18 protein-coding genes and 1 pseudogene are annotated in these 19,089 nt (G+C 61.2%); 6 read left to right on the top strand and 13 right to left on the bottom strand.

The genetic code is table 11. From position 1 onward, the window contains the following. Nucleotides 1–107: 107 nt before the first annotated feature. Nucleotides 108–1,082, bottom strand: coding sequence for a hypothetical protein (locus HU755_RS02195; RefSeq protein ID WP_186552322.1), 975 nt, complete (start codon nt 1,080–1,082; stop codon nt 108–110). Nucleotides 1,083–1,442: 360 nt separating this feature from the next. Here HU755_RS02195 and ccoN point away from each other — a divergent pair, with 360 nt between their 5' ends. Next, nucleotides 1,443–2,870 (top strand): cytochrome-c oxidase, cbb3-type subunit I, encoded by a 1,428-nt coding sequence (gene ccoN / locus HU755_RS02200; protein ID WP_186630439.1) that lies wholly within the window; start codon nt 1,443–1,445, stop codon nt 2,868–2,870. A gap of 14 nt (nt 2,871–2,884) precedes the next feature. Continuing rightward, nucleotides 2,885–3,106, top strand: coding sequence for a cbb3-type cytochrome c oxidase subunit 3 (locus HU755_RS02205; RefSeq protein ID WP_186630440.1), 222 nt, complete (start codon nt 2,885–2,887; stop codon nt 3,104–3,106). Nucleotides 3,107–3,237: 131 nt separating this feature from the next. Here HU755_RS02205 and HU755_RS02210 read toward each other — a convergent pair whose 3' ends face one another. Beyond that, nucleotides 3,238–3,729 carry a hypothetical protein gene (locus HU755_RS02210; protein WP_186630441.1) on the bottom strand — a complete coding sequence of 164 codons (492 nt, stop codon included), beginning with the start codon at nt 3,727–3,729 and terminating at the stop codon, nt 3,238–3,240. A 135-nt stretch (nt 3,730–3,864) separates the two neighbouring features. On the opposite strand from HU755_RS02210, the gene HU755_RS02215 reads away from it, so the two are divergent. After that, nucleotides 3,865–4,557, top strand: coding sequence for an aspartate/glutamate racemase family protein (locus HU755_RS02215; RefSeq protein WP_186630442.1), 693 nt, complete (start codon nt 3,865–3,867; stop codon nt 4,555–4,557). Nucleotide 4,558: 1 nt separating this feature from the next. Here HU755_RS02215 and HU755_RS02220 read toward each other — a convergent pair whose 3' ends face one another. The 11 genes and pseudogenes from HU755_RS02220 to HU755_RS27670 all read right to left on the bottom strand — a co-directional run. Continuing rightward, nucleotides 4,559–5,077, bottom strand: coding sequence for a GNAT family N-acetyltransferase (locus HU755_RS02220; RefSeq protein ID WP_186630443.1), 519 nt, complete (start codon nt 5,075–5,077; stop codon nt 4,559–4,561). Nucleotides 5,078–5,472: 395 nt separating this feature from the next. After that, a complete protein-coding gene (locus HU755_RS02225; protein WP_186630444.1) occupies nt 5,473–6,453 on the bottom strand; it encodes a LysR family transcriptional regulator in 981 nt (326 codons plus the stop codon). A 159-nt stretch (nt 6,454–6,612) separates the two neighbouring features. Then, complete coding sequence (locus HU755_RS02230) at nt 6,613–7,560, bottom strand: peptidylprolyl isomerase (protein ID WP_186619900.1); 948 nt, start codon at nt 7,558–7,560, stop codon at nt 6,613–6,615. Beyond that, complete coding sequence (locus HU755_RS02235) at nt 7,557–8,027, bottom strand: YbjN domain-containing protein (RefSeq protein ID WP_186630445.1); 471 nt, start codon at nt 8,025–8,027, stop codon at nt 7,557–7,559. The genes HU755_RS02230 and HU755_RS02235 overlap by 4 nt, the downstream gene beginning before the upstream one ends. A gap of 17 nt (nt 8,028–8,044) precedes the next feature. Further along, nucleotides 8,045–8,674 carry a DNA repair protein gene (locus tag HU755_RS02240; RefSeq protein ID WP_186630446.1) on the bottom strand — a complete coding sequence of 210 codons (630 nt, stop codon included), beginning with the start codon at nt 8,672–8,674 and terminating at the stop codon, nt 8,045–8,047. Between the two features lie 15 nt (nt 8,675–8,689). Next, nucleotides 8,690–10,387 (bottom strand): putative porin, encoded by a 1,698-nt coding sequence (locus HU755_RS02245; RefSeq protein WP_186619902.1) that lies wholly within the window; start codon nt 10,385–10,387, stop codon nt 8,690–8,692. Nucleotides 10,388–10,426: 39 nt separating this feature from the next. After that, entirely contained in the window at nt 10,427–11,131 is a 705-nt protein-coding gene (locus HU755_RS02250; protein ID WP_186619903.1) for an energy transducer TonB, read from the bottom strand. Nucleotides 11,132–11,134: 3 nt separating this feature from the next. Continuing rightward, a complete protein-coding gene (locus HU755_RS02255) occupies nt 11,135–11,560 on the bottom strand; it encodes a biopolymer transporter ExbD (protein ID WP_186551381.1) in 426 nt (141 codons plus the stop codon). Nucleotides 11,561–11,571: 11 nt separating this feature from the next. Next, nucleotides 11,572–13,371 (bottom strand): DUF2341 domain-containing protein, encoded by a 1,800-nt coding sequence (locus HU755_RS02260; RefSeq protein ID WP_186630447.1) that lies wholly within the window; start codon nt 13,369–13,371, stop codon nt 11,572–11,574. 12 nt (nt 13,372–13,383) lie between these two features. Further along, nucleotides 13,384–14,982, bottom strand: a complete 1,599-nt coding sequence (locus tag HU755_RS02265; protein WP_186630448.1) for a ShlB/FhaC/HecB family hemolysin secretion/activation protein — start codon at nt 14,980–14,982, stop codon at nt 13,384–13,386. Between the two features lie 56 nt (nt 14,983–15,038). Continuing rightward, nucleotides 15,039–15,368, bottom strand: a pseudogene (locus HU755_RS27670) (transposase); the annotation flags it as partial. A 659-nt stretch (nt 15,369–16,027) separates the two neighbouring features. Between HU755_RS27670 and HU755_RS02275 the strand changes: the two are divergent. The 3 genes from HU755_RS02275 to HU755_RS02285 all read left to right on the top strand — a co-directional run bounded on the left by HU755_RS02275 (nt 16,028) and on the right by HU755_RS02285 (nt 19,084). Next, nucleotides 16,028–17,653 carry an NADP-dependent glyceraldehyde-3-phosphate dehydrogenase gene (locus HU755_RS02275; RefSeq protein WP_186630449.1) on the top strand — a complete coding sequence of 542 codons (1,626 nt, stop codon included), beginning with the start codon at nt 16,028–16,030 and terminating at the stop codon, nt 17,651–17,653. A gap of 103 nt (nt 17,654–17,756) precedes the next feature. Continuing rightward, the gene (locus tag HU755_RS02280; protein ID WP_186551376.1) at nt 17,757–18,122 is read left to right on the top strand and encodes a DUF3302 domain-containing protein; all 366 of its coding nucleotides are present in this window, start codon (nt 17,757–17,759) and stop codon (nt 18,120–18,122) included. Nucleotides 18,123–18,124: 2 nt separating this feature from the next. Further along, complete coding sequence (locus HU755_RS02285; protein WP_186551375.1) at nt 18,125–19,084, top strand: HlyD family secretion protein; 960 nt, start codon at nt 18,125–18,127, stop codon at nt 19,082–19,084. Nucleotides 19,085–19,089: the final 5 nt, after the last annotated feature.

The raw sequence follows: 19,089 nt of genomic DNA on the forward strand, positions 1-19,089 counted from the left end.
CGATCACAGCGCTCATTTGATAGACGTGACCAGCTGTAGACGGGCCCCTCACCCCACCCTCACCCTCGGGAGAGCGTCAGAGTGAGGGGCTTTTCAATGTCATCGCCCTACCAGGCAGACGTCTCGCCACTGCGCAACGCGATCTCTCGCCGGCTATTGATACGCATCGCCTTGATCAGCGAGACCGTGCCCACCAGCAAAATTGCCGCGCCGAACAGAAAATCAATGTTGTACAGACGGAAATCCTGCACCGGCCCGATGAGCAGCACCCGCACCAGCGCAACCCCGACCAGTGTCGCCAGAAAGTCGATCCCCGGCACGTCACGATAGAACACCAGCATCAGCGGCAGGCACAGCACCAGCAGCAGCAACAGCACCACGGCCTTGAACGCGCCCTTGCGCTCGACGCTGAAGGCGCATTCATGCGCTGCGTAAGGTTTGTAATCGTCGTCGCGGATCATCGTGTTGGGTTCGTTGATGTACTCGACGCGGTTGTACTTCTGGATCGGCGTGAACGTGTTGGACATCTCCATCAGCGTGGTGATGTTCTTGAAACGCAGGTCGACGCGCTCGCTGCCCTTGAGGTAATACAGCACCGGTTTGTAGCCGTAGCGATAGGTGTCGAAGGGAAACCCGGTGACCTGCCCGCGCACACCGATCGGTCGCGGTTCAAGCTCGGCGAACGCACTTTTGTTGGTCGATGAGAGATTGCGACTCAGCGGCTGAACCTTGACCTGCTCGAGGAAAATCGGCGTGGCGCCGTAAGACCACTGCAGCGGTTCCAGACGCAGGCGCAATTCGTTGCGGCTCAGGTCATAACGGTTGAAGGTGCGCTCCGAGACCACCACAGAGCCGCTGAGCATGAACTCACCGCGCAGGTTGTTGGTGATACGCAAGGTCAACTGGTCCTTGCCCAGCAACGCCGCTTCCGTGGTCGGCGGTGTACCACACCACGCGGTGCTTTCACCGACACCGCCAAGCTGGCCGTCGCGATTTTCCTTGAAAACGTAAAAGTAACTGGCCCACAGCGTCACCATCAGCAGCAACGCTGTGAGACCGAGGATTTTTTTGCCCGGACTCACTGATCAGACTCCCTTCTTCGATTCCCTCGTCCAGCCGAAAACCCGCTGGCGACGGCGACTCTACCAAAAGGCCACCATCGACCCAAGGGGAAATGCCGGGTTGGGCCGGGATCTAAGGGTTTCCCCGGTATTGCCAACAGCAAATCTGTGGGAGCGAGCCTGCTCGCGAAGGCTGAGTGTCAGCCACCAACTCAGTCGCCTGATACATCGCATTCGCGAGCAGGCTCGCTCCCACACTGATTCTGATCTGCTCAAATCAACATTTCCTGAGCCTGTTTTGTTGGCGCCCCGGTTCCTACAGTGCACCCCATGCCAGACCAGGAGGCCTGGCAAGACTTGGCAACCGTGGATGAACTGACCATGAGCACAGCAATAATCGGGCAGGCCTACAACTACAAGGTCGTCCGCCAATTCGTCATTGCAACCGTTTTCTGGGGTGTGGTGGGCATGGCGATGGGCGTGTGGATCGCCTCGCAACTGGTATGGCCGGAAATGAATCTGGATCTGCCGTGGACCACTTTCGGTCGTTTACGCCCGCTGCACACCAGCCTGGTGATTTTCGGTTTTGCCGGCAGCGCGCAGTTCGCCGCCAGTTATTACGCGGTGCAGCGTACCTGTCAGGTGCGGCTGTTCTCGGACAGCCTCGCCGCGTTCACCTTCTGGGGCTGGCAATCGGTGATTGTGGTCATGCTCATCACCCTGCCGCTGGGTTACACGACCACCAAGGAGTACGCCGAGATCGAGTTCTCCGGTGCGGTGTGGATGGCCGTGGTCTGGGTCGCCTACGCCGTGGTGTTTTTTACCACCGTGGTGCGGCGCAAAACCAGGCACATCTACGTCGGCAACTGGTTTTTCGGCGCGTTCATTCTGGTGATTGCCATGCTTCATGTGGTCAACCACCTGTCGATCCCGGTGGATTGGTTCAAATCCTATCCGGTGTATTCCGGGGCCACCGACGCCATGGTGCAATGGTGGTACGGGCACAACGCCGTGGGCTTTTTCTTGACCACGGGGTTTCTCGGGATGATGTATTACTTCGTGCCGAAACAGGTCAGCCGGCCGGTGTATTCGTACCGGTTATCGATCGTGCATTTCTGGGCGCTGATCACTCTGTACATCTGGGCCGGCCCGCACCATTTGCACTACACCGCCCTGCCCGACTGGGCGCAGTCGCTGGGCATGGCCATGTCGCTGATCCTGCTCGCGCCGAGCTGGGGCGGGATGATCAACGGCATGATGACGCTGTCCGGCGCCTGGCATAAGTTGCGCACCGATCCGATTTTGCGCTTTTTGGTGTTGTCGCTGGCGTTCTACGGAATGTCGACGTTCGAAGGGCCGATGATGGCGATCAAAACGGTCAACGCCCTCTCCCACTACACCGACTGGACCATTGGCCACGTTCACGCCGGGGCCTTGGGCTGGGTGGCGATGATCACGTTCGGCGCGACTTACCACATGGTGCCGAAAGTGTTCGGCCGCGAGCAGATGTACAGCACGCCGCTGATCAACCTGCACTTCTGGCTGGCGACCATCGGCACCGTGTTGTACATCGCTTCGATGTGGGTCAACGGCATCACGCAAGGCCTGATGTGGCGAGCAATCAACGAGGACGGCACGCTGACCTATTCGTTTGTCGAAGCGCTGCAGGCCAGTCACCCGGGCTTCGTCGTGCGCTTTGCCGGTGGCGTGTTCTTCCTGACCGGCATGTTGCTGATGGCCTACAACGTCTGGCGCACGGTGCGCGTGGCGGACGTTGCCGTGGCGCAGCGTGAAGCGCAGATTGCCTGAGACGGGAGTCGATCATGATTGAGGTTGTGTTCGATGTGCTGGGCGTGGTGTTTTTGTGGCTGGCGGTGGAGTACTGCCTGCGCCGCGAAACCGCGGACAGTCTGGATGAAGCGAGCATGGTGCCCTTTGCCGATGACCCGGAGGTGGCGCGGCGGGTGGAGTTGGCGACGGGGAAAACCGTGAACGCGGTGGCGCCGGAAGACGCCAGACCGGGCTGGATCAACCTCGATATGTAGCCTTGTCGCAGAACCCTTGTGGGAGCGGGCTTGCTCGCGAAAGCGGTGTTTTATCCAACATCTTCGGTGACTGAGCCACCGCTTTCGCGAGCAAGCCCGCTCCCACAGGGGATTGAGTTGATCCTTGAGGGCTACGTACGGTCGCGAGGGATCAGGCTTTGCAATTGCTGAGCGAGGAAGTTCGCGTCAAACACAAACGTATCCGGATCCTTGAGGCCATTGGTCTTGCGCCATTGCCATCCGCCATCCGCCAGGCCCACCAGCGAGATACTGCCGTAGCGCGCCGCCGTCAGCCCCATCACGGCCAACGAAATCTGTCCGCCGCTGCCCATCACATCCGGCACGAACTCCACCGCTTTGCCGGCAATCACGATGCTCAGCTTTTCAGTTTTAAAGGTCGATGTTTCCACCGGAGCGCTCGGCCCGAACGCCACATAGGCTTCACGAGTCACCTCCAGCAGATGCGGTGCCTGCACGGGCTCCAGCCATTGTTGAATATCGCCGAACAACGCGGCGATGCGCGTGGTCCATGTCGCCGATTGCGTCTCGAACAGTTGCTTCTTGTGCGCTTCGCTCTCGGCATAGTGGCGAAGCATTTCGCCCAGTTGCTGTACGTCGTTCATTGCGGTGTTCCCTGAAGAGTACTGCGGACACCCAGCATGGCAGATGCGCGAGACCGGCATCGGTAATTTTTCGCTGGATCGCGACACCCTATACAAAGGACACTCACCTCCCTGATCAACCCTGAGGAGCACAGCATGCGCACCATCGGCCTTATCGGCGGCATGAGCTGGGAGTCCAGCGCCGAGTATTATCGCCTGATCAACCAGCAGGTCCGTGATCGTCTCGGGCCGTTGCGCTCGGCGCAATTGCTGATGCACAGCGTCGACTTCGGCCCGGTGGAACAGGCCCAGCACGCCGGGCGCTGGGACGACGCGGCGGCGATTCTTGTGGACGCCGCGCGCAGGCTCGAAGCTGGCGGCGCCGAATGCGTGGTGCTGTGTACCAACACCATGCACAAGGTCGCTGAGCAGATTCAGGCGGCGATCGATATTCCGTTTCTGCACATTGCCGAACCGGCGGCTCAGGCTGCATTGGCGATCAATGCGCATACGGTCGGCTTGCTCGGCACCGCATTCACCATGGAGCAAGACTTCCTCAAACAACGCCTGATCGCCCAGGGTTTGACGGTATTGGTGCCGGAAGAAGCCGAGCGCAAGGACGTGCACCGAATCATTTACGACGAACTTTGCGTCGGGGTGATCAGCGATCAGTCGCGGCAAATCTATCAGCGGGTGATCGAATCCCTCACCGCACGCGGTGCCCAGGCGATCATTCTCGGCTGCACGGAAATCGGCCTGCTGATCAAACCCGAACACAGCGCCGTGCCTCTGCTCGACACCACCGAACTGCATGCGCAGTCGGCGGTGGCGTTCGCCTTGGGCGACTGAGTCAGGCCTTCGACGAACCGCGCAGACGGGCCATGCTCAGGGTGTCGACCCACTGCCCGTCGCGCACCGCGTAGTCGCGAAACAGGCCTTCGGTCTCAAAGCCGAACTTGCGATACAGCCCGATAGCGGCCTCGTTATCGGCATATACCGTGAGTTCGACGCGGTGCAGATTCATCCAGTTGTCGGCGACATCCAGCGCCGCCGCCAACAGCTTCGAACCCACGCCTTTGCCCTGCCACGCCACGGCGACGGCCATACCCAAACTGCCGGCATGCGCCCGGCGCATCCGCGAGTGCGCTTCCAGCCCCAGATTGCCAACCACCACGCCCTGATGCAGCGCCACCAGCTTCACCACGCGTTCGTTGTCCGCCAGCAGGCGTTGCCGCCAGACTTCAGTGGATTGGAACGGCATCTGCAACACTTGCCGCGCTACGGCGGGGTCGTTGTACAACGCGGTAATGCCCTCGAGATGGGATTCGTTGAAGCGATCGAGGTGGATGACGGGGTTCGGGTCTGGCATGACGATCTGTCCGTGATCGGGGTGTGGCCGATCACTCTAAACTGGAGGTATTGAGTCTGGCGAGATTAAAAATGTGGCTTCTACTGAACCCACATCCAATCCACGAACCGGGTACTGGATAATCCGGAGTTGCCGGGGTGATGTCGGCCGGCTGAATCACGCGGTGGCCGTGCTGGCCTCTTCGCGAGCAGGCTCGCTCCCACATTTGATCTATGTCGGACGTAAAAACTGCTAGCCGTGAAGATCCCTGTGGGAGTGAGCTTGCTCAGGAAGGCGTCAGGTCAGGCTCCCTCACTGTTGCATGTGCTGGCCTCTTCGCGAGCAGGCTCGCTCCCACATTTGATCTCTGTCGGACGCAAAAAATGTAGCCCAGTGCAGATCCTTTGGGATCGGGGTCAGGGCTGGAACCAATCCAGGCGCTCGGAGAAGGTGTGATGGATGATGTCGGCGAGCATCTGGACTTCGGGCGTGTGTTGCGAATCGGTACTGATCGCCAGCCATGCTTGTAGCTGCATGGGCTCGGCAAACAACCCAGGCAACGCAATCAACCCCCGATCAAACCGGCTCATATACGCCGGCAACAACCCGATGCACGCACTGCAGCGAATCGTCTCCAGCATCAACTCATACGACTGCATCTGCACCACACCCGCTAGACGCTTTTCGACCAATTCATTCCACGGGCGAAAACTATCGATCTGTCGATCATGCTGCCATTGCACCAGCATGAAATCGGCAAGGTCGTCGGTGGTTTCGGGGCGGGCGGTGACGCGGGAGTAGCGTTTGGCGATGTGCGGCAGATAGTCTAGGCGCGCCAACCGCTGCGGTTCGCTGGTGGCGAAGGTCGGGCCGGGTTGTGGGGTTTCGCCATGAGCCAGCCAGAGGACGACGTCGGCGCTGACGGCGCGTAGCGACAGTTCGCTGTCCAGCGCGATGATCTCCAGGCGCACGCTGGCGTTGCGGCGCAGCAATGCGATGAGGTCACGACCGAGGAGGTCGTGGAGGATGGATTCGGCGACGGCCAGGCGAATCAGTGGCTGCTCGAGCACCGGGAGTTTGCGTTCGTTGGCCAGCGTGATCAGTTTGGCTTGCAGTTGCTGGCCTTCGCGGGTCAGGCTGAGGGCGCTGCCCTGGAAGCTGAACAGACTGTGTTGCAGTTGCTGTTCGAGTTGCGCCAGTTGTTTGCGCAGCAGGGTCGAGCGTACGTTGAGGCTGCGCGCCGCTTGCATGAAGCAGCCGCAGCGGGCGCTGACCAAGAAGTATTGCGCGACTTCATTGTCGATGGTCGCGGCCCGGGTGAGCCAGGGTTCCGGTTTGTTTGGCGGCGAGCGGTAATCGCCGGTGTTGGCGCGTCCTGCGGGTTCGGTGAATGACATCGATGACTCCCTGTCGATCTATGTGGTTGTCGTTACGCAATTCCCTTGTAGGAGTGAGCCTGCTCGCGATAGCGGTGTTTCAGTCGACATCACCAAACGTGACAAACTGCTATCGCGAGCAGGCTCACTCCTACAGGGGGATTTGTGTGGGGGCTGGGATCAAGGTTTTTCCTCAAGAATTTTGTTGAGCTCAGCACCATCGATGCTCAGCGTGGCGGTGTTGAGCATGCCGTCGAGGTAGGCTTGGGCGATCTGTTCCTGACGTTGCGCACGCAAGGCCTGGGTCAGTTGGTCGCGCAGTTCGTCCAGCGTCGCAGTGCGCGCCGGTTGTTGCTCGGTGAGTTTGATGATGTGGAATCCGGCAGTGCTTTGTACGGGATCGGAGACGGCGCCAACCTTGAGCCGCGCCACCGCGCCGCGCACTTCTGGCACCAGTTGCTGCAACGGTTGCAGGCCGGTATCACCCCCCCGCTCTGCCGTCACGCGATCCTGCGAATATTGCGTAGCGAGCGCTGCAAATTCGCCCGGTGCTGACTGGGCTTTCTTGCTCAACTCAAGCGCTTGTTTGCGCACCGTTTCCACATTCGAAGCATCACTGACGCCGAGGAAAATCTGACTGACCCGATACATCGCCGGTGTCTGCCAGTTGGCCTTGCCGGCGTCATACGCCTGCTGCAACTCGACCGCACTCGGGTACTCCGCCGGCACCTGACTCACCGAGCGCAAATAATCACGAAACACGATCTGCTCGGTCGCCGCCCGGGTCTGCCGGGCGATGTCGGGCCGTTGCGCCCAGCCCTGCGCGTCCGCCTGCTCCAACACGGCTTTCTCGGCCAGACGTGTGCGAATCCAGCGCTCCAGCGCCTCACGGTTGCCGCGCAGTTGCTCGCGGGTCTGCTGCGGGACCGCCGCGAGCAATGCCTGCAATTCTTCAGGCGAGACCTGTTGATTGCCCAGTCGTGCCACCGCTGGCCCGCTCGCAATCGCGGCTGCCGACGACGGTTGCTGGGCAGCGACCGGATCACTTCCAGGTCGCAGCACCAGCGCCACGGCCACCACCAACAGCGCCACGGCGGCAGCGCTGACTACCATGGCAGGCTTTTTCACAGCGCCACTTCCTCTTCTTCAGTAACGACAACTTTCGCCGCCTGCGCCGCCGGGGCCTGACTGAAGTCGCGCAGATAGACGATGAATTCCTGCAACAGGCGATCCCACAACTCCAGATTGCCACGCAGGTGATCGTTGCTCACACCCGCAGCCACCACCACGTCCATTTCCATGACCAGAAATTCGCCTTGCAACGACAACCGGGCAAAACGTCGGGTAGCGTTCCATTCCTCGGCTACGCCTTGGGGCAACTCACCTTGCACACGCAGCGCGCAACTGAACGTGAAATCGACGTAACTGCCCTGCTCAACCGCCGCATTACCGAAACGTACGGCGTAGCCAATGCCCTGGCTGGCGCTGAGCAACTGGACGATGCCGTTCTGCTCACTCGGGTTGACGCGATAACCGGCAGCTTGCAGCACATCGGTCAGCGATTGCGGTGAAACGTGGGTGATCAATTGAGTCATGACTGCTTCCTTGTTCATCAATGAGCGAGCGCAGCTTGCGGCGCGTCGAATTGCGTCTTGTAAAGCTCGTCGCCAAAGCCTTGGGCCAGCTCTTCGAACTTGACCCGGGCGCTACCGGCAAAGGGCTGGCGGATTTTCATCACCTCGGCGACATCGATGTTTTCGTAGGCCGTGAGGATCTGCTTGGCGACGCCGTACATTTGCTGATTCTTGACTGAACATTGCTGCACTTGTGTGTCACGTTCAGCCAGTTGCGCTTGCAGCTTCGAGCGCTCGGCCTCTTTGGCGCGAGCGAGGACCAGCAGCTCGTCGTAGGCCTTTTTGAACTTGCCGGTCTGCTCGGCACTGGCCGCGACTTGCGCCTGGGCCTGGCTGTGCAGGCTCTGTTGTTGCCCGGCCAGTTGCTCGGCGAGGCCTTTGGCTTTGGCCAGTTCGGCCGTCAATTGCTTGATTTGCTCCTGGGCAGCCTTGGCCTCGTTTTGCGCCGCCAATTGCGCGGCGCTGGCCTGGGCCTGCTGGCTTTGCAGGGCCTGCAACTGTTGGGCGGTGCTGCGCAATTGCGTGCGCAAGCGTTCTTCCATGCCTTCGGCGCTCGCCCCGGTGGCGATCAACAGGCCGAGTCCGAGCCCTAACAAGCGGTTTTTCATAACCTCTCCCGGCGCTTAGAAGCGCGTGTTGATCTCAAGCTGCAAGACGTCGATGTCGAACGGCGCGCCATACACCGCTTCGGTACTCATCCAGCGCCCGGTGGCCGAAACGTTTTTCGCCAGGCCATAGTTGCCGCCCATGAAATAGCCCTTGGCGTTGGTGCCGCCGAGGTGGAATGACGAGTCGTTGAAGCCGTCCGGCAAGGCGTCCGGCTGGATGTACTTGTAGCCGGCGAACAGGTTCCAGTCGCCCTTGCGTTTGAGGTCCAGCGCGTTGCCGAGGGTGAACTGCACCATCCACGCGTTGGCGCCGCTTTCGATGTCGCCGTTGCTGTCGAGGTTGTTGACGATCTGCCCGGCCGAGCGCTTGCGCATCTCGCCTTCGTCGTAGCTGAGGTTGTGGATGTAGTTGCCCTGGCTGCGCAGCTTGAAGTCTTGCGGCAGGTCGGCGTCCCATACCAGGTTGAGGTCGAGCAGGTTGAACTCGGACGCCAGCCCCACGTACTGCGGTTGTGGCGTCGTGGTCGGGTTGAGCGGGTTCGGTGTGATGTCACGCAGCAGGAACACGCTGTTGCCCTTCTGCATGAACGCCGCGCGCGTACCGTCGCTGTCGCAGCCCGGCGCACCGGCCCACGGTTCGCAGGGGCTGGAGCGCTGGCCCTGGATGTCGTCGAAGCGGTAGTAAGCCAGCGCACCTTTCAAGCGGTTGTTGCTGTTGATCGCCCATTTCGCGCCGAGTTGCGCGCCGTACAGCCACTTGTTGTCGCTCTCTTCCTTGTCGAAGCCATTGCTGCTGGCGCTGTCGTTGGTGTAATCGACCGGGAACGCGCCGACCGTGCCGAACACGCCCCAATCGTGGTTGAGCTTGTGGTCGAAAATCGCGGCCACACCGTCGAAGTTCAAGTCGTTGGAATAGAGCATGTCGGTGGACATGAACGGGTTGGCGAAGCGCCCGCCCGTCAGCGTCAATTCATCCATCGGCTTCCAGCTCAGATAGCCCTGATCGAGCCAAATGTCTTTCTTGGCGAAACCGCCGCCGAGGTTTTGCGTGGTCGAAACCGGGTTGTTGTCCGAGCCGGTGCCGATGCGGATGCCGGCGGTCCACTCGGGCGATATCACCGCTTTCATGCCCAGCCGGGCGCGCAGGCGGAACAGATTTTCGCGGTCTTCGCGGGTATTGAGCAACGGCGGCAGGCTGGTGCTGCTGTTGGGGTTCACGTCGTACGGGCCGTTGTTGTTGAGCTTGGCGAAGTCGACGATTTCGTTGCTGTTGTTGCCCGAGTAATAACGCGATTCGTCGCGCAAGCGGATGTCGCCGTCGAAGCTGATGCGTGCGGCCCACTCCGGGAAGCTGTTGGGCGCCGCCCAGTTTTCCTGTTTGGCGGTGGCCATGACCTCGGCTTTGACCTGATCGCGGATCTGGTCACGCACCGCCGCCGGCACGTATTGCACACGCACATCGCCCGGCGCCGCGACCGGCCCGGCCGCCACAGCAGTAGACGCCGCAGCCTGTTTCGCCTGCGCCGCTTCGTTCTGCGCCTGAGCGATCAGCGCGTCAGCCTTGTCCTGTTTCAGAATGCCCTGCTCGACCAGCAAGCGGATCAGATTGATCGTGGCGTTCTCCGACGGCGCAGGCGCTGCCACGGCCTGACCGACCAGGGTCGCAATGACCATGCCGACCGCCAGGGACAATCGATTCACGTTGGAAATCATCTGCACACAACTCCTTTTGCCAAAGCTCGAATAAATGAATTAACCCGGACGCCGCCCTTGCAGGGACAAGCGCACAGGCAAAGTAATGGAGGCCGGAGGCCGTTCGCTGAGGGCCGGCGCGCCGCGTAACGCGGCCAGCACCTGGGTATCGATTTGCGGGTTGCCGCTGGACTTGATCAGCTCGACGCGGGTGATCTCGCCGACGCTGCTCAGCCACACATCCGCTTGCAGCGAAAACGCGAGGTTGCGCAGGTCGGGGTTCTCGCGCAGCAGACGCTGAAAGGTGAACGCGAGAAACTGGCTGTAGGTGCCCGTGCCCAAACGCCCGCCGCCGGCCCCGGCCATGCCGCCGCCCTTGCCCGCGCCGATGTTGAACGCGTCGTTGCCACTTTGCGCATCGCCGTCCATTTGCATCGGGTTGGCCAGATCGTCCGCCGGCGATGGCGGCGCCTCTTCTTCAGGCTTGACCTCTTGCGGTTCAGGCGTCGGTTCTGGCTCGACGACTTTTTCCTCCACCGGGGTTTCCGGCTCCGGCGGTTTCTCCGGCGGCGGAGGCGGTGGTGGCGGCAGCGGAATGATCGTCGGCACCTTCGGCGCTTCACGGCGGATACCGCTCATGTCGTTGGCCCACTGCCAGAGGAACCACGCGGCGAGCGCGCCGATCAGCAACCCGGCGCCCCACTTGGCAAAGCGCAGCGGCGACTTTTTCACGGGCGGCGGCTCGATCGGGAGTTGTGCAGTCATGGCTCAGCCCTGGCTCGGTTTGCCGGTCACAAGACCGACTTGCGACAGTTCCAGCCGGCGCAACAGATCCAGCACCTCAATGACTTTCTGGTATTGCACGGTCGCGTCACCGCGCACGATCACCGGAAAATCCGGACTCTGCGCTTTCTCGATGCGCAGGCGTTCTTCCAGTTCGGCCAAGGTCACGGGATAGGCATCAAGAAACACCTGGCCGCCGTCGTTGACCGAGATCGCCTTGGTTTTCGCTTCCGACAGCGACACCGAGGCGCTGGCTTTGGGCAGGTTGATCTGAATCCCGGAAACCTGCGCCGTGGCGGTAAGAATGAACATCACCAGCACCACCATCAGCACATCGACCAGCGGAGTGATGTTGATGCTGTCGACGGCGGCATCTTCTTCATCGTCGTGGGAGGCATTTACGGACGCCATGTCAGTGCTCCTCAGGCCGGTACAGAGTGGTTGGCGTGATGGCCGCGCGCATGCGCCGACTCACTGAGCTGGCTCTCGCCGTGCAACTCCGCCAGGCGAGTGATGAACTCGTCGACGAAGATGCGCATGTCGGCACTGACTTCCTTGTTGCGGGTGACCAGGCGGTTGTAGCCAAACAGCGCGGGAATCGCGACGAACAGCCCCATCGCCGTGGCGAGCAGCGCCGCCGCCATGCCCGGGGCGATGGCGTTGATGTTGACGTCACCGGCCATCGCCGTGCCGAGAAACACCACCATGATCCCCAGCACCGTGCCGAGCAGGCCGATATACGGACCGCCAGCGATGGCGTTGGACAGGGTCGAGAGTTTCGAACTCAGTTGCTGGTTTTCGCGGGTGCGCACGCCGTCCATGGAGCAGCGGATCGCTTCGATGGTTGCCCCGGAAACCGATGAGGTGTCGGCGCCCTGCTCGCGGCGGGTGCGGATCTCTTTCACCGCCACCAGATACAGGCGCCACAACGGCGAATGCTGCAAGCGCTGGGCGAGTTGCGCGTCGTCGGCGAACATCTCCAGGCGCGTGCCAACCTTGGCGAATTGCGTGCGGAAATCTTCGTTGGCGGCGGTGACGCGGCCGAGCGTACGGTTCTTGCGCAGCATGATGACCCACGACTGGAACATCATCAGCACCAGCACCGCGATGATCACCCAGGCGTCGATTGGCACGGCGTTGAGCAGAAAGCCGAGGCTGCCGAAACCAAAACCGGACTGTTCTTCATCGACACCGTAAGCCACCAGTTTCGACTCGGCGCCTTGCGAGGTCGCATCGGCCAGCAACAGCGCGGCCGGGCGGGCGACTTTGGACAGGCGCAGCTCATCGATGGCGCCCACAAATGGCTGGAACGCACCTTCGTGCAGATCGGCGCCGATGGCCATGACCGAGTTGAATGCCGGCATCGCTTGGGCCAACACTGCGCTTTCACGACCGTTGAGGTACAGCGTGACCTTCGAGCCTTGAGCGGTCAGGGCGACGTGTTGCCATTGCGCCGGAGTCAGCGCTTGCGTGGCAGCGGCGCGCTGGCCGTCGATCTCCACGAACGGCACGCCCTGGTTGACACCGATCAGCAGACTTTGCGTGCCCTCGCGACGAGCGAGAATCAATTGTTCGCCATTGGCCTGATCCAGACGCAACCAGGCACTGAACGTAAACGCACTATCGGTGTTGTGTTGCAGCGAGGGACTGGCCGGCAGCAGCAATGGCTGGCCACTGAGCTGCAAGGCGCGGCCAACGACGCCATCAATCGCCGCACCGGTTGCGCTTTGTGCGGTGTTGCCGTAGGCGGTGGTGTCTTTGGCCGGCGTGCCGGTGGCGCCGTCGAAGTGATAGAGCGCGGTGTAATTCGGATCGAAGGTCAATTGGCCGTTGCCGGTGGCCGGCGCCTTCTGGTTGCCGTAGTACATCCAGATGTCCTGACGCTGACCGCCCTCGACGTTCGGCACATCGACCCATATCAGCGCCATGCCCATCAGCGCATCGAAACTTTCGATCTGGTGGTTGAGTACGGTTTTGTCATCGGCGGCAACAAAGCGCAGATCCGAGCCGTCCTCTTTCACACCATCGAACGTGAAGTTGCCGGTGTGCAGGCGCACCAGCAGCGCGGTGCGGCCCAGCGCCTGATTGATCGCCGCGCCTTGCGGTGTGGTGTCGACGGCGATCTGTTTGCGGTAATGCCAGTCGTCCTGCCACCAGGCCTGGGCCGTGGCCGGGAGCACGAAGCCCAGGCAGATCAACAACGAAAGGAAGAGGCGTTGCATGGACGTGCTCCGTTAGAAAGTGGCTTGAAGGTTGAAGTGCAGGCGCGATTCCTGTTTCGAGGTGTTCGGCCCTTCGAGTAGCGGATAGCCCCAGTCGAGGCTGCCGGACAGCCATTTGCTGAGGCTGGCGCGGGTGCCGAGGCCGACACTGGCGAGGGCGTAATTGGCGTCCTGATCCGGCAGTTCGTCGCGCAGGTACAGTTGCGCGCCCTCGGCGAAGGCGTAGAAGCGCCAGTCCTGCATCCAGGTGCCGGCGTACTTCGCCAGCGACGGCGTGCGCAGTTCCTGGCTGAACAGATAGCCGTCGTCCGCCGTGCGTTCGGCGGCCAGATAGCCGCGCACCGACGTGGCACCGCCAGCGGAGAACTGTTCGTTGGAAACCAGTGGCCCCGACGCCAGTTGAAACGCGGCTTTGCTCGCGCTCTGCCAGTCGTTGTCGAAGGTCCAGGTGTAATTCGTGTCGCCCTTGAGCACGGCGAAACCCGGCTTGGCGCGGTAGCGTTTGTAGTCGAAATCTTCGTCGTCGCTGCCGTAGCCGAAGACGCTGCGCGTGGCTGCGACCAGGCTCAGGCCAAGGCCGAGCTGGCTCTTTTCACTGTAGCGATAGCCGTTGTAGGCGAAGGTGAACGGTGCGTATTGCAGCGGCACCTTGTCGCTTTCGCCGGACAGGCTCAGGCGCTCGTCGAAGTCCTTGAAGTCGATGCCGGCCGACAGCGAGTTCGACCAGTTGCCGCTTGAGGGCAGCGTGTAGATCGCTGCGACGCCGTAGCTGTGACCCTTGCCGAGGACGTTGCTGCCGCCGATGGTGGCGACGTTGCTGTCGGACTGGTAACCGGAGAACTGCACACTCCAGCGCTCGCTCAACGGCGCGGTATAGGAACCGGACCAGACCTTCGCATTGTCGGTTTCCTGCGGCGCGGTGAAGAACGTCAGGTTGACGCTGTGCCCCAGTTGCCAGAGGTTGTTGTAACCGAGGCTGGTGACCGTGCGCAGCTTTTCGGTGTCGGCGCTGTAGTCGTTGTTCAGGCCGACGCTGGCGGTCCACGGGTTCTGGTCTTCGACCTGCAAATCGACATCCATGGTGCCGGGGCGCTGACCTTCGCGCACCAGCGGCATGACTTGGCGGCCGGGGGTTTTGTTGAGCTGCGCCAGTTCGCCCTGAACCTTGGCGAAGTCCGGCACCTCGCCCTCCTTCAGCGCCGGCACGTTGTCGCGAATGTCCAGTGGCGAATAGTGTTTGGCGCCAACCACACGTACGCGGCCAACCTTGGTTTCGCTGACTTGCAGGTAGACGATGCCATCGGCCACGGCTTGCTCGGGCAACTCGACAAACACCGACTGATAGCCGCGTTCCTGATAGGCCTTCTGCAACGCGTCGCGCGCGCCTTCAATGTCGCTCAGGGCTTTTTGCGGGCCGAGGAACGGGTACACCGCTTCCTCGATGGCCCGCGCATCGAGCACGGTGTTGCCGCGCACGAAGTATTCGTTGACGTCGACCAGACGCGGAGCGGCCGGCGCTTCTGCGCCCTCCTCGGCCAACGCCGGCTGCGCGCCCGCCGCCACCAGCAACCAGCCCCACAGCGCCAGCCGTGACGTGAAAATCCGTTCCACACTACCCCCTGAAATTCGCGATGACCTGTTGGCGTTTGTCGCCCCGGTGTGTTGCGTCAATTGCTGATCGTTGTCGCGCAGGCGTGCTTGCCCAGCCAGGTGTGCAAGAGGGCGAAGTTCAAGGAGAACTCGGGCATTTGCAGCAAGGCACCACAGAACACTTCGCCGATGATTTTCTGAATGAGCAGCACCGCCCGCGGCTCGTTGAGCAGCGTGGCGATGTCGCGACTGAGGGCGTTGAAGCTCCAGACTTTCTGGTTCAGGCCCAGGCCGACGAACCAGCGAAACAGCAGGTTGTAGTTCAGTTGCTCATAGAGTTGTTGTTCACTGGGCACCGAATACAGCAGTTGCAGGAGCAGGATGTGCATGACCGTTTGCGCGGGAATGAGCATGCCGGGTTCGGCATTGAGGTCGTGCAGCAGGTCGCGGTGGGCGTCGAGCAGGTCGTCGATCTGCGGGCGCAACAAGACCAGCGAATGCCCCGGCGGAATGTAGCTCGACACTTCCTTCAAGGCGCCTTGCCAGTCATCCTGCGAGACGATCCAGACCCACGGCGCGCCGTAGCGATACACCGAAACCGGCTTCTTGCGCGCGGCTTCGACGATCTTCGACAGGCGTTGATCAAGCTCCTGCATGCCCACTTTCGAGTAGCGTTCCATAGTCCCCACTGCCTCACTCCCGGCGTCCCGCCTCGGCTTGTGAAAAGCGCCCCGTTGGGCCCCTCAAGCGCGTTACACAGGCATGACCGGACTGGCTATGTGCTACCGAACTTTTGTCACAAAAGCTTCATTACCGAAGACAGACTGGCTGATGTACACGATCGACCGTGGGAGCGAGCCTGCTCGCGAAAGCGCTGTTTCAGGCAATGAGGATGTTGGATGTGCCGCCGCCTTCGCGAGCAGGCTCGCTCCCACAGGGTGAACTGTGGTTGCACAGTTGCGTGACATTCGCGTGACATTCACGGGGTTAAATCCCGGCCCGTTCAGGCGTATAACCTTCACAAGACTTTTCAATCGGCACGCCGACTTCAAAACGGGGTAGCGACATGACCACAGCAAACATCCTTGGCAACCTGTTCCCTTCAGTCAGCGACATCCCGGAAAAATACCGCCTCGATGCGCAGCTCGAGCAACGCGAATACCTCGTCGATGGTGAGCTGCGCCGCTGGGACGGTCCGCTCGCGCAGGTTCGCAGCCCGGTCTATCTAAAAGGCGAAAACGGCGACGAACAAGTGATTCTCGGCAGCACGCCGCTGCTCGATGCCGACACCGCCCTCACCGCCCTCGACGCTGCAGTGCGCGCCTATGACCGAGGCCAAGGCTTGTGGCCAACCATGCGCGTCGCCGAGCGCATCCAGCATGTCGAAGCTTTCCTCAGCCGTATGCGCGAGCAGCGCGAAGCGGTGGTAAAGCTGCTGATGTGGGAGATCGGCAAAAATCTCAAGGACTCGGAAAAAGAGTTCGACCGCACCTGCGATTACATCGTCGACACCATCAATGCCCTGAAAGAACTCGACCGCCGCTCCAGCCGTTTCGAACTGGAACAGGACACCCTCGGCCAGATCCGCCGCGTGCCGCTCGGCGTCGCCCTGTGCATGGGCCCTTACAACTATCCGCTGAACGAGACGTTCACCACGCTGATCCCGGCGCTGATCATGGGCAACACCGTGGTGTTCAAACCGGCCAAGCTCGGCGTTTTGCTGATTCGCCCGCTGCTCGAAGCGTTCCGCGACAGCTTCCCCACCGGCGTGATCAACGTGATCTACGGCAGCGGCCGCGAGACCGTCAGCGCGCTGATGGCCAGCGGCAAGATCGACATCTTCGCCTTCATCGGCACCAACAAGGCCGCCAGCGACCTGAAAAAACTTCACCCGAAACCGCACCGTTTGCGCGCCGCCCTTGGCCTGGACGCGAAGAACCCAGGCATCGTGCTGCCGGAGGTCGATCTGGATAACGCGGTCAGCGAAGCGGTGACCGGCTCGTTGTCGTTCAACGGCCAGCGCTGCACCGCGCTGAAAATCCTCTTTGTTCATGAAGACGTGGTCGATCGCTTCATCGAAAAATTCAATGCCCGCCTGGCCACGCTGAAACCGGGCATGCCATGGGACAGCGGTGTGTCGCTGACACCGCTGCCGGAATCGGGCAAGGTCGATTACCTGCACGCGCTGGTCGCCGACGCGCAAAGCAGGGGTGCGCAGGTGGTCAACCCGAATGGCGGCGCATCCCGGGCTTCGTTCTTCTACCCGGCAGTGCTTTATCCGGTCACGCCGCAGATGCGCGTCTACCAGGAAGAGCAGTTCGGCCCGGTGGTGCCGATCGTGCCGTACCGTCACCTCGATACCGTGATTGATTACGTGCTGGAGTCGGACTTCGGCCAACAATTGAGTATTTTCGGCACCAACCCGGTGGCCGTCGGCCGTCTGGTCGACACCTTTGCCAATCAGGTCGGACGAATCAACCTCAACGCGCAGTGCCAGCGCGGCCCGGACACTTACCCGTTCAACGGCCGCAAGAACTCCGCCGAAGGTACGCTCTCGGTGCATGATGCGTTGCGCGTGTTTTCAATCCGTACGCTGGTGGCGACGAAATTCCAGGAGAGCAACAAGGACCTGATCAGCGAGATCATTCGCGGGCGCGATTCGAGCTTCCTGACCACCGACTACATCTTCTGACCGGCAAATCGGCAGGATTGAAAATTCCCGCCTGAAACACCCCGCTCCCGGTAAAACCAGTGTCTACACTGAGGCCAGCACTGCTGGATGCCGGGAGGCGATGATGCTCGACTACTTCGCGTTGGGTTTGTTGGTGTTCGTCGGCCTCGTGCTGTTTTACGGGATCATCGTATTGCATGACATTCCGTACGAGATCGCCGTTCACCGCAAGCATCCGCACCAGGATGCGATCCATGCCACCGGCTGGGTCAGTCTGTTCACCTTGCATGCGCTCTGGCCGTTCCTGTGGATCTGGGCGATGGCCTATCGGGAAGATCGCGGCTGGGGCTTTGGCGACGGCAAGTCGGTGCAGAGCCATGTGCTGCGCCTGGAACAGCAAGTGCTGCAACTGCAAACCCGGCTGGAGCAACTGGAAACCCGCTCTCCTGGAACTGAGCCGCCCGCTCGTCCACACGGCGAGGGGATCTGACCATGGATCTTCTCCTTGTCCTGACCTATGCCGCCTTCTGCGTCGCGCTGTTCAAGATTTTTCGCATTCCACTAAACAAGTGGACCGTGCCCACGGCGGTGCTCGGAGGCATCGTGCTGGTCGGCGCGCTGATTTTCACGATGAACTACAACCACCCGTACTCTGAGGTGGCGCGCTCGTATTTCGTCTCGGTGCCGGTGATTCCGATTATCAGCGGCCAGGTCATCGAGGTGCCGGTACAGGGCAACGAACCCCTGGAAAAAGGTGATGTGCTGTTTCGCATCGACCCGACGCCTTTTGAAAACCGGGTGAAATCGCTCAAGGCACAATTGATCGCGGCCAAAGGCGATCGTTATCGCATCACCGAACTGATTCGCCGCAACTTCGGCACGCAACGTGAACTGGACGCGGCGATCGCTCGCACCGACGACCTCCAGGCGCAGTTGGCCAACGCCCAGTTCGAACTGGACAACACCGTGGTGCGCGCGCCGAGCAAGGGCTTCGTGACCCACGTGTCGCTGCGCCCGGGCATGATGGCGAGCAAGCTGCCGTTGCGCCCCTCGATGGTGTTTATTCCGCAGGAAGGCCAGTATTTCGCTGCGTGGATGCGCCAGAACAGCCTGTTGCGCCTGACCGTCGGCGATGAAGCCGAAGTCGCGTTCGATGGCATTCCCGGTAAGGTGTTCGCCGGTCGGGTAAAAAATGTCATTGGGGTGATCGCCGAAGGCCAGGTGCAGCCTTCCGGCACGCTGATCGGCTATACCGGTTCCCCGCCGGCCGGGCGGGTGCCGGTGATCATCGAAATCACCGACCCCAACTTCGCCCAATACAGCCAGCTCATGCCGGGAGGCGCTTACGGGCAGGCGGCACTGTACAGCCAGCACTTTCACCACATCGGCGCGATGCGCAAAATACTGCTGCGCATGTCGGCATGGATGAATTACATTTTCCCTTTCCATTGATTGCA

It is taken from the genome of Pseudomonas sp. SWRI111 (genome assembly GCF_014268555.1).
Lineage (GTDB): Bacteria > Pseudomonadota > Gammaproteobacteria > Pseudomonadales > Pseudomonadaceae > Aquipseudomonas > Aquipseudomonas hamedanensis.

Bases quoted from the DNA above. Each gene is read 5' to 3' on its own strand.
- HU755_RS02280 (WP_186551376.1), top strand. From the start codon at position 17,757: ATGCTCGACTACTTCGCGTTGGGTTTGTTGGTGTTCGTCGGCCTCGTG.
- HU755_RS02215 (WP_186630442.1), top strand. From the start codon at position 3,865: ATGCGCACCATCGGCCTTATCGGCGGCATGAGCTGGGAGTCCAGCGCC.
- HU755_RS02285 (WP_186551375.1), top strand. From the start codon at position 18,125: ATGGATCTTCTCCTTGTCCTGACCTATGCCGCCTTCTGCGTCGCGCTG.
- ccoN (WP_186630439.1), top strand. From the start codon at position 1,443: ATGAGCACAGCAATAATCGGGCAGGCCTACAACTACAAGGTCGTCCGC.
- HU755_RS02240 (WP_186630446.1), bottom strand. From the start codon at position 8,674: ATGAAAAACCGCTTGTTAGGGCTCGGACTCGGCCTGTTGATCGCCACC.
- HU755_RS02235 (WP_186630445.1), bottom strand. From the start codon at position 8,027: ATGACTCAATTGATCACCCACGTTTCACCGCAATCGCTGACCGATGTG.
- HU755_RS02225 (WP_186630444.1), bottom strand. From the start codon at position 6,453: ATGTCATTCACCGAACCCGCAGGACGCGCCAACACCGGCGATTACCGC.
- HU755_RS02245 (WP_186619902.1), bottom strand. From the start codon at position 10,387: ATGATTTCCAACGTGAATCGATTGTCCCTGGCGGTCGGCATGGTCATT.
- HU755_RS02275 (WP_186630449.1), top strand. From the start codon at position 16,028: ATGACCACAGCAAACATCCTTGGCAACCTGTTCCCTTCAGTCAGCGAC.
- HU755_RS02210 (WP_186630441.1), bottom strand. From the start codon at position 3,729: ATGAACGACGTACAGCAACTGGGCGAAATGCTTCGCCACTATGCCGAG.
- HU755_RS02250 (WP_186619903.1), bottom strand. From the start codon at position 11,131: ATGACTGCACAACTCCCGATCGAGCCGCCGCCCGTGAAAAAGTCGCCG.
- HU755_RS02260 (WP_186630447.1), bottom strand. From the start codon at position 13,371: ATGCAACGCCTCTTCCTTTCGTTGTTGATCTGCCTGGGCTTCGTGCTC.
- HU755_RS02205 (WP_186630440.1), top strand. From the start codon at position 2,885: ATGATTGAGGTTGTGTTCGATGTGCTGGGCGTGGTGTTTTTGTGGCTG.
- HU755_RS02255 (WP_186551381.1), bottom strand. From the start codon at position 11,560: ATGGCGTCCGTAAATGCCTCCCACGACGATGAAGAAGATGCCGCCGTC.
- HU755_RS02220 (WP_186630443.1), bottom strand. From the start codon at position 5,077: ATGCCAGACCCGAACCCCGTCATCCACCTCGATCGCTTCAACGAATCC.